The organism is Aquamicrobium terrae, from assembly GCF_040545735.1.
Classification (GTDB): domain Bacteria; phylum Pseudomonadota; class Alphaproteobacteria; order Rhizobiales; family Rhizobiaceae; genus Mesorhizobium; species Mesorhizobium terrae_A.
Window position 1 is genome coordinate 28,806 of record NZ_JBEPML010000020.1, and the last position, 13,227, is coordinate 42,032.

12 protein-coding genes are annotated in these 13,227 nt (G+C 63.5%); 5 read left to right on the plus strand and 7 right to left on the minus strand.

The window, feature by feature from the left end; genetic code table 11:
* Positions 1-9: 9 nt before the first annotated feature.
* From ABID37_RS21315 to argH, 7 genes are all read right to left on the minus strand, one after another.
* A complete protein-coding gene (locus tag ABID37_RS21315; protein WP_354198442.1) occupies positions 10-855 on the minus strand; it encodes an ABC transporter substrate-binding protein in 846 nt (281 codons plus the stop codon).
* 244 nt (positions 856-1,099) lie between these two features.
* Positions 1,100-1,969: a polysaccharide deacetylase family protein gene (locus ABID37_RS21320; RefSeq protein WP_354198444.1), complete on the minus strand. Its 870-nt coding sequence runs from the start codon at positions 1,967-1,969 to the stop codon at positions 1,100-1,102.
* An 11-nt stretch (positions 1,970-1,980) separates the two neighbouring features.
* Complete coding sequence (locus ABID37_RS21325) at positions 1,981-3,387, minus strand: MmgE/PrpD family protein (RefSeq protein ID WP_354198446.1); 1,407 nt, start codon at positions 3,385-3,387, stop codon at positions 1,981-1,983.
* A gap of 64 nt (positions 3,388-3,451) precedes the next feature.
* The gene (locus tag ABID37_RS21330) at positions 3,452-4,279 is read right to left on the minus strand and encodes an ABC transporter substrate-binding protein (protein WP_354198448.1); all 828 of its coding nucleotides are present in this window, start codon (positions 4,277-4,279) and stop codon (positions 3,452-3,454) included.
* 29 nt (positions 4,280-4,308) lie between these two features.
* Positions 4,309-5,079, minus strand: a complete 771-nt coding sequence (locus ABID37_RS21335) for an amino acid ABC transporter ATP-binding protein (protein ID WP_354198450.1) — start codon at positions 5,077-5,079, stop codon at positions 4,309-4,311.
* Between the two features lie 13 nt (positions 5,080-5,092).
* Positions 5,093-5,959: an amino acid ABC transporter permease gene (locus ABID37_RS21340; RefSeq protein WP_354198452.1), complete on the minus strand. Its 867-nt coding sequence runs from the start codon at positions 5,957-5,959 to the stop codon at positions 5,093-5,095.
* Positions 5,956-7,410, minus strand: coding sequence for an argininosuccinate lyase (gene argH / locus ABID37_RS21345; protein WP_354198454.1), 1,455 nt, complete (start codon positions 7,408-7,410; stop codon positions 5,956-5,958). Before argH ends, ABID37_RS21340 begins: the two co-directional genes overlap by 4 nt.
* 153 nt (positions 7,411-7,563) lie before the next feature.
* Here argH and ABID37_RS21350 point away from each other — a divergent pair, with 153 nt between their 5' ends.
* From ABID37_RS21350 to ABID37_RS21370, 5 genes are all read left to right on the plus strand, one after another.
* Entirely contained in the window at positions 7,564-8,424 is an 861-nt protein-coding gene (locus ABID37_RS21350) for a LysR substrate-binding domain-containing protein (RefSeq protein ID WP_354198557.1), read from the plus strand.
* A 9-nt stretch (positions 8,425-8,433) separates the two neighbouring features.
* Positions 8,434-8,958 (plus strand): GNAT family N-acetyltransferase, encoded by a 525-nt coding sequence (locus ABID37_RS21355; protein ID WP_354198456.1) that lies wholly within the window; start codon positions 8,434-8,436, stop codon positions 8,956-8,958.
* Positions 8,959-9,636: 678 nt separating this feature from the next.
* Entirely contained in the window at positions 9,637-11,091 is a 1,455-nt protein-coding gene (locus ABID37_RS21360; protein WP_354198458.1) for an aldehyde dehydrogenase family protein, read from the plus strand.
* 221 nt (positions 11,092-11,312) lie between these two features.
* Positions 11,313-12,338, plus strand: a complete 1,026-nt coding sequence (locus ABID37_RS21365; protein WP_354198460.1) for a 2-dehydropantoate 2-reductase — start codon at positions 11,313-11,315, stop codon at positions 12,336-12,338.
* A 16-nt stretch (positions 12,339-12,354) separates the two neighbouring features.
* Entirely contained in the window at positions 12,355-13,128 is a 774-nt protein-coding gene (locus ABID37_RS21370) for a fumarylacetoacetate hydrolase family protein (protein WP_354198559.1), read from the plus strand.
* Positions 13,129-13,227: the final 99 nt, after the last annotated feature.

The following is a 13,227-nucleotide window of genomic DNA, read 5'->3' on the forward strand; positions in this document are numbered from 1 at the left end:
GTTCTCCGCTTATTCGCCTGCGTCGATCTTGGTGGACGCCATCGCCCATTTTTCAAGGCCATGTTTTTTGAGGATCTCGGTATAGGAGCCGTCCGCGATCAGCGCGTCGATCGCCTTGGCGACGGCATCCCGGGTTGCCGTGTCGTCTTTCTTGAAGGCGAGCCCGAAGAGACTGGTCAGCAGCGGCTCGCCGACAAGCGCGTAGGTGTCGGGCTCGTCACGCATGAGATGGACGACGAATTCTGGACCGAGAACGCCGGCGTCGAGGCGGCCTTGCTTGAGGTCGAGGCGCGTTGCGGTGGCGCCATTCGTGCCATTGACGGTTATAGCCGGCTTGCCAGCGGCGACGCAGTTCTTTTCGCTCCACTTCTTCGCCTCGGGGAAGTAGCTGGTGAAGCTCGGCGCGCCGACGCGCTTGCCGCAAAGATCGAGGTTCGTCTTCAGGGTTTCGGCGTTGGCCTTGAGTGTGAAGGGCTGCGCGCCGGTGACGAGATAGTCGACGAACGTCATCTTCTCGCGGCGCCTGGGAAGATCGCTGATGGCGGCGCCGATCATGTCGATGCGGCCGGTTTCCACCGACGTCATAAGCTGCTCGAAACCCATCTCCTCCCACTGTACCTCGACGTCCAGTTTCTTGCCGATGGCGGTCACCAGGTCGATGTTCAGGCCGACGCGTTCATTCGTCTTCGTGTCGCGATAGGCCATGGGCGGATAGCTGGACTCGATGCCGACGACGAGATGGCCCTTGGCCTTCAGTGCCTCGGGAACTGCGATATCCTCGGCGCCGGCTACGGCAGGAAGAGCGATCGCGGTCGCAAGGGTCAAGGCTTTCAGAAATGCGTGTCGCTTCGACATGTTTGTTCCTCTCATATGATTGGATGCGGTGAGGCATGGCGGCAATTCCCTCTTCCCCGCCAGGCTAGCCATTTGTTTTTATTACGGTTCCAAGGGTGGCAGAGTTCCAGCGGCGATCAAACGCAAATATCGGCTAAGGGTATGAGGAAAACGACTAGCGCGAGGTTGCGCAAACGCAGCGGCCCGCAGGAAGCGCTAAGCTTCGATGCAGGTCGATCTGTCGGCAGGGATAGCCGGATGGCTGCTAGGCCGCTTCGGTTCCGGCTTCGTAATGTGCGAGGATTTCCGCGCCGGTAGCGATCCAGACGTCGTCGCGCGCGGCGATTTCGGCTAGGAAGTCTCTCAGGATGCGCCAGCGCATCGGCCTGCCGGAAACCTGCGGGTGCAGGACGAGCGTGGTCACGCCGCCCCATTCGTGGGTTCCGGCGAATTCCTCGCGCCAGATGGGCAGGATGGCGTCCCTGCCGAAGAGAGGGCGGCCGTCCAGCCGGCTGGTGATGCCGAAATTCCAGTCGTCAAAGGCGTAGTTGACGGGGATTTCGACCGGACCGGGCCGGCCATCCGCGAGGCGATGGCGATAGGGGCGGATATCATCGCGGAAGGAAGAGGAGTAGCGCAAGCCACACTCGGTGAGATAGGCCAGCAATTCCGGGAAATTCTCGCCGGAGGGCGCGCGGTAGCCGATGGGGGTGATGCCCAGCCGGGATTGCAATGCCTCCAGCCCGCGATCGATCTCTTCCTTTGCCTCCTCCAGCTTGTTGCGATCAGGGCATTTGTGCAGGTAGCCGTGATGGGCGATCTCGTGCCCCGTCGCCACGATTGGCTCGCAGGAGGCCGTGTGGGCCTCGGCGGTCCAGCCGGGGATAAAGAAGGTCGCCTTGAGGCCTAGTTCCTCCAGCAGTTCGAGGATCTTCGCGATCCCCACCCGGGCGTCGTAGCCGCCAAGCGAGGTCGTGACCATGCGGTCGACATTGGCGTGGTTGTTGCCGATCCAGGCAGTCTCGGCGTCGACGTCGAAACCGATGAAAAGGGCGCTCTTCTTGCCGTTCGGCCAGTCGATGACGGGGGCGGGCGGGGCGGGATTGAGCGGGCGCGGGTTGAGATCATAGGTCATGAAATTCCTCCTCAAAGAAAGACCGGCGCTTCGGGTTCGTCCGAGACCAGCAGTTCGGGCAGATTCCGGCAGTCCGCCCGCCCTTCCAGCGCACCGATGAATTCGGCGAGACCGGCAACGCGCTCCGCCGGCAGCGCCATTGATGCAAGGCTATCGAATTTGGCCCGAATGGCGGCGTCACTCATCGGCCGCTCGCTGGAGCCAGTAGCGCGGGGCACTGTGGCGGTTCGGCTGTTGTTGTCGGCGAACGTGACGGTCACCTCGGGCTCGGCCATCTGTGACATCTGCGGGTCGGGATGAAAATGGATGCGGCCGAGAAAAGCGGCGATGCGTGGATCGCTTCGCGCGGCCGTGGAATATTGTTCGAGATCGACGCGGCCGAAGATCAGGAGCGCCGCCAGCGCATAGCCGAGGCTCATCTGGGCGCCCGCCAGCGTGTCCAGCCGTGCCCGGCCGCACATGTCCATCAGGAAGGGGCTGAGGCGGAGGTCGATGGACGCGATCGCATCCGCCTTGCGGTCGGTCTCGGTGAGGATGTCGGAGACGGCGTCGATGGCGGAATGGGCGCCGCGGCAGGCGGCATAGGGTTTGAGCGACGCCCGCTCGATCTTCCAGTTGGTTCCGAGACCGGCGGAGAATTCTTCCGGCCGGCCGGCATCGCGCACAAAGGTGCGAAAGAAGCCGCCCCAGACGTCCTCGAAGACCTGCGAAGGGCCGCAAAAGCCGGCAGCGGCGAGATCGGCGGCAAGCAGCCCGCCTTCGGCGGCCCGGCCGGCGTGCACCTTCTTCGCTTGGCTGCCGTCGTGGTTGAAGGCCCAGAGGCCGGAAGAAAAGCTGGTGGCCAATGTTATGGCGTGGCGAAACAGCACGCTGTCATAACCGCGCAACCGGGAGACAGCCGCCGCGGCGGCGAGCGTGCCGCAGGTGCCGGTCGAATGCCAACCCGCGCCGTTATGCGCGCCATAGCCGCCCGAGGCGTCCAGCACACTGCGGCCCACCTCGTAGCCCGCCGTCAGCGCGCAGATGAGGTCGGCGCCGGAGACTGGGGTGTCGCACGACGGAAGGGCCGCCAGCAGCGCGGGCAGGACGACGGCGCCCGTATGATCGCAGCCGCCGGCATCGTCGAGTTCGAAGACGTGGGCAGCAACCCCGTTGACAAGGGCTGCGTCGCGCGGACCGGTTCGTTGCTGCGAGGCGAGAAGCGGCGTTGCTCCGCCCAGTGCGGCGAGCGCCCGCACCCTGCGGAATTCGGTGGAGCGGGTGCCGGCGAGCGCGGCGCCGAGCGTGTCCAGGAGATGGGATTTCGTGCGGGCGGTGACCCGGTCGGGCAGGTCGGCAGGAGCAAGTCGGGTGCAGAAATCGGCAAGTGCCTCCATATGCGGCAGCGCTCGCAGGCCGCTACGGGCAGCATCGGGCATAATGATATCCTCGTTCGGTGAGGCGAGGGGAACGGCCCGGCAGAAGCGCCGGGCCGTCCTCCGGTCATTTCACGGCTTCGCCGTTGATCATCACGCGGTCGAGTGTGCTGCCGGCCAGCTCGTACTTTTCGAAGATGGCCTTGTATTCGCCCGACTCCATGATGGCCTTCAGCGCGCCGGCAACGGCGTCGCGCAGTTCCGGTGCCTGCTTGGAGAAGCCGATGCCCTGATAGACCTCCGTGAAGGGCTCGCCGACGATGGCGTAGGTGTCCTTCTCAAGCGTCAGCAGGTAGGGCAGGGTTTCCGAGCCCTGCACCGCGCCGTCGAGGCGGCCCTGCTTGAGCTGGGTGCGGGCGTCGGCCGAGCCTTCCGTGCCGACGACGATCAGCGCCGGCTTGCCGTTCGCCTCGCAGTTCGCGGCGCTCCACTTGGCGGCCTCGTCCGGGAAGGAGGTGCGGCGGCTCATGCCCACGGTCTTGCCGCAGAAATCGGTGAGCGCCTTGAACTCGTCCTTGCGCTTGGCGGCGGTGTAGAACTGCGCGCCGGAGCGCATGTAGTCGACGAAGTCCATGGTCTCGCGCCGGGCCGGCAGGTCGCTCATGCCGCTCAGCACGAGGTCGACGCGGCCGGTGTTGAGCGAAGATACCATCTGCTCGAAGCCGATCTCGGACCATTCGATTTCCGTGCCGAGCTGATTGGCGAGTGCGTTGCCGAGGTCGATATCGACGCCCACCAGTTCGTTCGTCGCCGGGTCACGATATTCCATCGGCGGGTAGTTCGGCGTGTTTGCGACGACCAGCTTGCCGGCGGATTTGTACTTTTCAGGTAGATCCTGCGCCTGGGCGGTCAGAGCGAAGAGGCAGGCCGAAGCGGCCAGAATTGCTTTTTTCATCGTAGTTCCCATCCTGTCGGTTTTTGCGGTTATCGTTGCACGGCCTTGAGGAAATCGACGGTGCGGGGGTTTTCGGGCTGGGTCAGGACCCGCGCCGAGGGGCCGTGCTCGATCAGACGCCCGCCGTCCATGAAGGCGACGGTGTTGCTGACGTTGCGGGCAAAGCCCATTTCGTGGGTGACGACGATCATCGTCATGCCGGAGGCGGCGAGATCGTTCATTACGTCGAGCACCTCCGCTACCAGTTCGGGATCGAGCGCGGAGGTCGGTTCGTCGAACAGGATCAGCGAAGGTCGCATACCGAGTGCCCGGGCGATGGCGACGCGCTGCTGCTGGCCGCCCGAAAGCTCGGCCGGATAGCTGCCGGCCTTATCGGCGAGGCCCACCCTGTTCAGGAGGACCAGCGCGTGTTCGCGCGCGGTCTTCGGGTTCTCGCCCAGCACTTGCACCGGCCCTTCGATCACGTTTTCCAGCGCGGTCTTGTGCGGGAACAGGTTGAAGCGCTGGAACACCATGCCGATGCCGCGCCGCTGGCGGGCGATTTCGGCGTCGCTCATTTCGTAGAGCTTGTTGCCGTCGCGCCGGTAGCCGATCAGTTCGCCGTTCGCCCAGATTGCCCCGGAATCGATGCGCTCCAGGAGGTTGATGCAGCGTAGGAACGTGCTTTTTCCCGAGCCCGAAGGTCCGATGATGCAGTTCACCTCGCCCTTGCGGACTTCGAGGCTTACTTCCTGCAGTGCCTGGAACGTGCCGAAACTCTTGCAGACGTCGACGGCTTTCACCAGGATCTCGTTGGTCATGTCGCGTCCTCCGTCAGATCGTCGTGCGGCCGCGGGTGCCGCGGGCGTAGTAGCGCTCGATCCGGGACTGGACCAGGGAGAGGACAGTGACGATAGCGAGATACCAGAAGCTCGCGACCATCAGGAGTTCCAGCACGCGCGTATTGGCGTAGTAAATCACCTGCGCATTGTGCAGGATTTCCGAATACTGGATCACCGAAGCGAGCGAGGTGAGCTTGACCATGCTGATCACCTCGTTGCCGACCGGCGGCACCATGACGCGCATTGCTTGCGGCAACACGATGCGGCGCAGCGTCTGCATGCCCGTCATGCCAATCGTGCGGGCGGCCTCGTACTGACCGACGTCGACGGAAAGCAGCCCGCTTCGCACGACTTCCGAGGTGTAAGCGCCCTGCTGTATGCCGAGACCGAGCATGGCGGCGACGAAGGGCGTCATCACCTCAACGGTGCTGAATTCGAAGAGGCCCGGAATACCGATGGTCGGGAAGATCAGCGCGAGGTTGAACCATAGCAGCAGCTGCAGCAGCGCCGGCGCGCCGCGGAAGATCCAGACATAAACCAGTGCAATATATTCAAGCACCGGATTGCCGGAAATGCGCATGATGGCGATGAGCACGCCGAGCGCGATGCCGAGCGACATCGCCGCCACCGTCATCAGCAGCGTATTCCATATGCCCTGTATGATGGCCGGAGCGAAAAGGAACTGACCGACGACCGGCCATTCGATCTGGCCGACGACGAAGGCGCGGATGAGGAGAGCCACCATGAGGACCACGATGGCAGCGAAGATCATGCGTCCCACATGCTTGCGCGGGACGATTTCGAGATGGGCGATGTCATGGGCATCGCGGCTGGATTGGGGAAGCGTGGTGTCAGTCATGCCGCCGCTCCCGCAAGGGGGGTGAGGGCGATGCCCGAAAGGCCCTGCTCGGCCCAGGCCCACTGTACTTTGCAGATTTCGGTGAAGGCCGCGATCTGCTCGCGTACGCGGACAGGGGCGGTGCCGCCCTGGCCGAACCGTTCGGCGAGCGCCCGGGCAGGGTCGATCACCTCAAGCACCTCGGCGGTCAGTGCCGCGTCGATCTTCGGCAGGTCGGCCTCTGTCAGCCCATCCAGTTCCATGCCGCGTTCCTCGCAATAGCGTACGGTCGCGCCGGAGATTTCGTGGGCGTGCGAGAAGGGAACGCCCTGCCGCACCAGCCAGTCCGCCACCTCGGTCGCCAGCGTGAAGCCGCGCGGCGCGTCCGCTGCCATACGCTCGGTGTCGAAGGTCATCGTCGCGACCATACCGGCGAAGGCAGGCAGGATCAGATCGAGGAGATCGATGGTTTCGAAGAGGGCGCGCTTGTCCTCGGCAAGATCGCGGTTATAGGCAAGCGGCATGGCCTTCAGTGTGGCGAGCATGCCGACGAGATTGCCGATCATCGTGCCCGACATGCCACGCGTCAGCTCGGCGATATCGGGATTCTTCTTCTGCGGCATGATCGAAGAGCCCGTCGAATAGGAATCGTGCAGCTTCACCCAGGCGAACTGGCGCGAGGCCCAGATGCAGATTTCTTCCGAAAGGCGCGAGAGATTGACGCCGAGCATCGCCGTAACGAACAGAAATTCCGAGACTACGTCGCGGCTTGCGACGGCGTCGATGGAATTCTCGCAGGGCCGTCCATAGCCAAGGTCGCGCGAAGAGCTTTCCGTATCGCGGGCGAAAGCGGATCCAGCCAGTGCGGCCGCGCCAAGCGGCGAACGGTCGAAGCGGCGGTCCCAGTCGATGAAGCGCCCGATATCGCGGCTGAGCGACTGCGCATGGGCCATCAGGTGATGGCCGAGCGATACCGGTTGGGCTGGTTGCAAGTGGGTGAAGCCCGGCATCACCGTCTCGACATGCGACATTGCCTGTGCGGCCAATGCGTCCTGCACGGTGAGAATCAGCTTCGCGAGTCGCCGCGCCGTGCGGCGAAGATAGAGACGGGTATTGTTCGCTGTCTGGTCGTTGCGCGAGCGGCCGGCGCGCAGCTTGCCGCCAAGCGGCCCGAGGCGTTCGACCAGCAGGCGTTCGTGGAAAGTATGAAGGTCCTCGTCCGAGGCTTTCGGCTTCTCGCGGCCGGCGGCGACATCGGCCGCGATCATATCGAGCGTTTGCAACATCCGCGCCAGCTCGTCCGCCGTCAGCACGTCGGCGCGGGCCAGTTCTCGCGCATGGGCGCGGGATCCTGCGATATCTTCGGGAGACAGGCGGAAGAAGCTCGGATTGCTTCGCGAAAGGGCAGCGAGTTCCGGGGAAGGGCCGCTGGAAAAACGTGCTCCCCAAAGCGACGTCGCTTGTTCTGTCATGTCGGTCTCCCTGTCGGTGGATGTGTTCCCAAACGCAGGGTGCCTGTTAGGGACCGCTTGCACAAACGCGAAAAAGCGCTAACGTTATGACGAAACCGACTAGCCCCCTCCCGGAGAACGGCCTTGGTTCATACCTCCGTGCCGCTGCCTTCCATGACGGCCCTTCGCGTAATGTTGGCGATTGCGGAACGGGGCTCGACGACGGCGGCGGCGGAAAGCATCAACCTGTCGCAAAGCGCCGTCAGTAAGCAATTGCTGACCCTTGAAAACCTTCTCGGCGCCCAGATATTCACGCGCAAGCCGTCGGGCATGGTGCCGACGGCACTCGGCCGCATCTACCTGGAACAGGCGCAGGTGGCGATCAAGGCGATGGAGGAGGCCGCCTTCCGTGCGGCGAGCTTGCAGCCGGATTCCCATACGCTCCGGCTGAAGGTGCTGCCGATCCTTGGTGATCGCTGGCTGCTGCCGCGCTTCTCCGACTTCAATCAGAAACATCCGGATATCGACGTTCAGTACACGACGTTCGCCACCGACAACCCGGCGGCCCAGCCGGATGCCATCTTTCGCTTCGGTCGCGGGCCGTTCACGAATGAGGAATCGATCTACCTGTTCGGCGAGGATGTCCGGCTTGTTTGCGCTCCTGCCTATCTCGCGCGGCTCGGCCCTTGCGAAACCCTCGACGATGCGGCGCGCGGCGTCATCATCGAGCATCCGGGCACGCCGTTGCGGTGGGTCGATCTTGTGGAGGGCCACGGAAAACCGGAGCTGGAGCCACAGGGCGTCATGCGCTTCGACTACTACACGCTCGTGCTGCGCGCCGCGATTTCGGGGCAAGGCATGGCCCTCGTTCCGCCTCAACTTGTGGAGGAGGAATTGCAGGCCGGCAATCTCGTCAATCCCGGCGGTATTCGCTACGTTTCCAAGGTCGCCTATTGGTTCACCACCGCGGCGGATCGCAAGCCTTCGCCGGCACTCAAGGCGTTCCAGCTCTGGCTGATGAAACAGGTGGAATAGGCGAGGCCGATGGAAAATGTGACGATACGGCATGCTACTCCAGCCGATGCGGATGCAATCGCGGATTTCCATGTCCAGATATGGCGGCAAACCTATCGGAACCTTGCTCCAACGGAGGTTTACGCTGTCCTCGACGAAGCCCGTCGCCGCGGCACCTGGCGCGAAAAGCTTATGGCGAAGGATACGGACCAGATCGTGCTTGTTGCCGAACTGGAGGGAAGGCCGGTCGCCATCGGTGCTGCCGGCGCGCCCTCGGCCGCGATCTTCGGCAGCCACGGCGAGATCAATAACCTTTATGTCGGCCCGGATGTGAAGCGCCAGGGGCTCGGTCGCACACTGCTTTCAAGGCTCGCCTTGCATCTGCGTGAAAGAGGGTTCCCTGGTGTTGGCGTGGGCGTGGTCGAGGGCAACGAGCCTGCGATCGCTTTCTACGAGGCGCTCGGCGGCAGGCGGGCAGGGGAATATACGGATCCCGGCCCGATCTGGCGCTCGCGAAACATCGTTTTCGTATGGGCTGACAGCTCGGTGCTCTGAACGTCGCCGGCAGCTAACAGTTCGGATTTCTGCAAAGCCTATCACTGCTTGGCTGTGTCTCTGATCTAGTTGCACGTGCGCGGTCTCTTCACGCTGCTGCCTCAGGCATGAGTGCACCCTCGGGGTCAATGGCAGCCGCTACCACTTGGATGAGGTTGACCCTATTTTGAGCGAGCATCGTCATTGGAGCGGGCCAGGCATCGGCAAGTCTTTAAACCGCACAAAGTCGATGGCGGTGATTTCCTAATCCATCGGCCCTTGTGCATCGTCGGGTCGATGCTGGCGATAACAGAACGGGCAGCTATCAGCGTCAGACTACGCATGGTTTAACCTTTCATGTCCTGAAGCCATGGCCCCCATGCCTGTAGCAGGTTCCTGCTCACCGCACGTCCCCTGGGAATTCTGAAGGCATCCGGCCTCAGAATGTTGGGCAGAAAACAGCAAGAGCTAACGGAAAGGATCGGCGGTGGGCACCGGTCGCCTCCCAAGCTCTCATCGGAACCCAGCAAGGCGATCAATTCCGCGATCCGTGAACCTGCCTGGCTGGGTTGTATTCACGGTGCGAAGAAAGCTGTTCCCATAGGGAAGGCGATGGGGTAAATTGGAATACATTATGCCAGAGAAGTAAAATGACATCGTCCCAACCCTTCCGATCAATCACCCATATGGAGGACAGACATGCTCAACCGCGTTGTCGAGGAGGTGCACAAGCTCATCATCGATGGGCGCCGCGTGGAGTCCGTTTCCGGACGCCACTTCGAGACGCTTAATCCCGCCACCGGCCAGCCGTTCGCGCGCGTCAGCGCAGCCGGGGTCGAGGATGTCGAGATCGCGGTGAGGGCGGCGCGCGCGGCGCTTTCGGGGCCGTGGGGCAGCATGAAGCCGTCCGAGCGGGGTGCGCTGCTGCTGCGGCTCGCCGACCTGATCCGCCGCGACCAGGATGAGCTGGCGGAGATTGAAAGCATGGATGCCGGCAAGCCTGTATCGGCCATCCGCCGGCAGGATCTGCCGGCTGTGCTCGACACGGTGACCTACTATGCCGGCATGGCTGACAAGATCAACGGCCAGGTCATCCCGACCCGGCCGGATGCCTTGACCTATACGGTGCGTGAGCCGGTCGGCGTTGTGGCGGCCATCGTGCCATGGAACTTCCCGATGATGATCGGCATGTGGAAAGTCGCTCCGGCGCTGGCCTGCGGCTGCACGCTGGTGGTCAAGCCGGCAGAAATCACCTCGCTGTCAATGCTCAAGATCGGCGAGCTCGCCATGGAGGCCGGCTTTCCTGAAGGCGTGTTCAACGTCACCACCGGTTCCGGGCGCACCATCGGCCAGGCGCTGATCGACCACCCCGATGTCGACAAGGTGACCTTCACCGGCTCACCCGGCGTGGGCCGGACCATCCTTCATGCCGCCGCCGGCAATTTCAAGCGGGTGACGCTGGAGCTGGGCGGCAAGTCCGCCAATATCATCTTCTCCGATGCCGATCTCGACGCTGCCGTGCGGGCCGCCGCCTCGGGCATCTTCTTCAATGCCGGGCAGGTCTGCTCGGCGGGATCGCGCATCCTTGCCCATGAGGCGGTCTATGACGAGGTGGTCGAGCGGCTGGCGGCGCGGGCGAACTCGCTGCGCATGGGCGATCCGCTCGAGACGTCGACTTCGCTCGGGCCGGTGGTTTCCGAAGCGCAGATGCACTCGGTGCTCGACTATATCGAGGTCGGCCGGAGGGAAGGGGCGCATGTCGTCACCGGCGGCAAGCGGGCCGGCGAAGAAGGCTACTACATCCAGCCTACGGTATTTTCCGGCGTGCGCCACGACATGCGCATCTCGCAGGAAGAGATCTTCGGTCCGGTGGCCGCCGTCATCCCCTTCAGGGACGAGGACGACGCCATCCGCATGGCCAATGGCACGCTTTACGATCTTGCAGCCGGCATCTGGACCGCCGACATCGCCCGCGCCCATCGCTTCACGAAGCGGCTGCGCGCCGGGACGGTGTGGGTCAACACATTCGGGCCAACGGATGTGCGCCTGCCCTGGGGCGGATCGCGCGATTCCGGCTTTGGCCGCGAGCATGGCGAAGCGGCCATCGACAACTACACCGAGCCCAAAGCGGTCTGGATCAATATCGGCCACTGAACCGCTGTGCCGGGGCAGATCCGGCTGCCCTTGAAGCAGCGCTTCTGGGGAGAGGGAGGTTTGGGGGCGGCGAGACAACTGCTCGCAGCCGGAGTGATTGACAAGTTGCACCAAATTGGCATTATGTATACCAATAATAAATCCTGAGGAGCCGGGTGCCGCCGGGCTCCGGCGATGGAGGAAACCGACCGCAAGCGGAACGGATAGTCTGGGAGGGACTGATGAAAATCTGCATTTACGGGGCCGGCGCCATCGGCGGCTACATGGCCGTCATGCTCAAGCGTGGCGGGGCTGAGGTGTCGCTGGTGGCACGTGGGCCGCATTTAAAGGCGATCCAGGAGAAAGGCCTCAAGCTGGTGATGAACGGCGAGGAGATCGTCGAGCACATGCCGGCCACCAACGATGCTCGTGAACTGGGCGAGCAGGATTATGTCATCGTGGCGCTGAAGGCGCATCAGGCGTGGGAATCCGCACCGGCCATGGTGCCCCTGCTGGGGCGCGCCACCGCCGTGGTGACCGCCCAGAACGGTGTTCCCTGGTGGTACTTCCACGGGCTGGATGCCTCGCTCTGCGGCTATCGCCTGCGCAGTGTCGATCCGCAGGATCGCCAGTGGAACACGATTGGTCCGGAGCGGGTCATCGGCGCCACCGTCTATCCTGCCACGGAGATCATCGAACCCGGCGTGATCAATCATATCTATGGCAACCAGTTCGGCCTCGGCGAACCGGACCGCAGCGAGAGCGAACGGTTGAGACGATTGGCGGCTGCGCTGGAGGCCGGCGGCCTGCGCACCCGTTTCTATGACGATATTCGCAACGACATCTGGATCAAGCTCTGGGGCAATCTCTGTTTCAACCCGATCTCGGCGCTGACCGGGGCAACGCTCGACGTCATCGCCACCGAGCCTGGAACCCGTGCCCTGGCGCGCAACATGATGATTGAGGCGCAGGCCATCGCGGAGAAATTCGGTGCGACCTTCCGCGTCGATGTGGAGCGGCGCATAGACGGCGCGGCCGGGGTCGGCGCGCACCGCACATCCATGCTGCAGGATGTCGACAAGGGTCGCCCCATCGAACTCGACGCGCTGCTGACCTCGGTGCAGGAGATGGGCCGGATGGCCGATGTCGACACGCCCTTCATCGACAGCTTGCTGGCGCTGACCCAGCAAATGGCGCGCGTGCGTGGCCTCTACCCGACATTCCCCGAAACCACCGGTGCGGCTGCTGAAACCGCCGGCGCGGCCTGAGGGAGAGAGAGCGATGATGCAGCACTGGGTTCGTTTCCGCCACGCTGGCGAGGAGGGTTTCGGCCTTCTCGAGGGCAATGCGATCGCCGTCCATAGCGGCTCCATCTATAACTCGCCACGGCCGAGTGGCGTACACCTGCAGCGCGACGCGGTGGAACTGCTGCCGCCCTCGCAGCCGAGCAAGGTGATCGCCCTCTGGAACAATTTCCACGCGCTGGCAGCCAAGCTCGGGGTGGCCGAGCCGGCCGAACCGCTCTACCTGCTCAAGGCCCCGTCGAGCATCACCCGGCCGGGTGCGACGGTGAACCGCCCGCCTTCCTATACGGAGCGGGTCGTCTATGAGGGTGAGCTTGGCATCATCATCGGCAAGTCTCTGTCGAACGGCTCCGAGACGGAGGCGCAGGCGGCGATCTTTGGCTATACCTGCGTTAACGATTTCACGGCCGGCGACATCATTGCTCGCGACAAGACTTTCGCTCAGTGGGCGCGGGCTAAGAGCTTTGACGGCTTCTGCCCCTTCGGACCTTCCGTCGTCACGGGTATCGACCCCTCAGGCCTGACCGTACGCACGATGCTCAATGGGGCCGAGCGCCAGAACTATCGGGTGGACGATATGATATTTTCGCCCGTGCATCTGGTCGCCGCCCTGTCGCGCGACATGACGCTGCTGCCCGGAGACCTGATCTGCTGCGGCACCTCGCTCGGCGTCGGCGCGATCAAGGAACCGATCAATACGGTCGAGGTGGTGATCGAGGGCATCGGCACGCTGTCCAACAGCTTCGTACAATAGTGCCGCTGCTTTTCCATAGAGACCGTAATACCGGACGGCCGCCCCGTAGGGCGGCTGTTCTGCAATGTGCATTGCGGGCCAGGCTGTGCAAAAACTCGA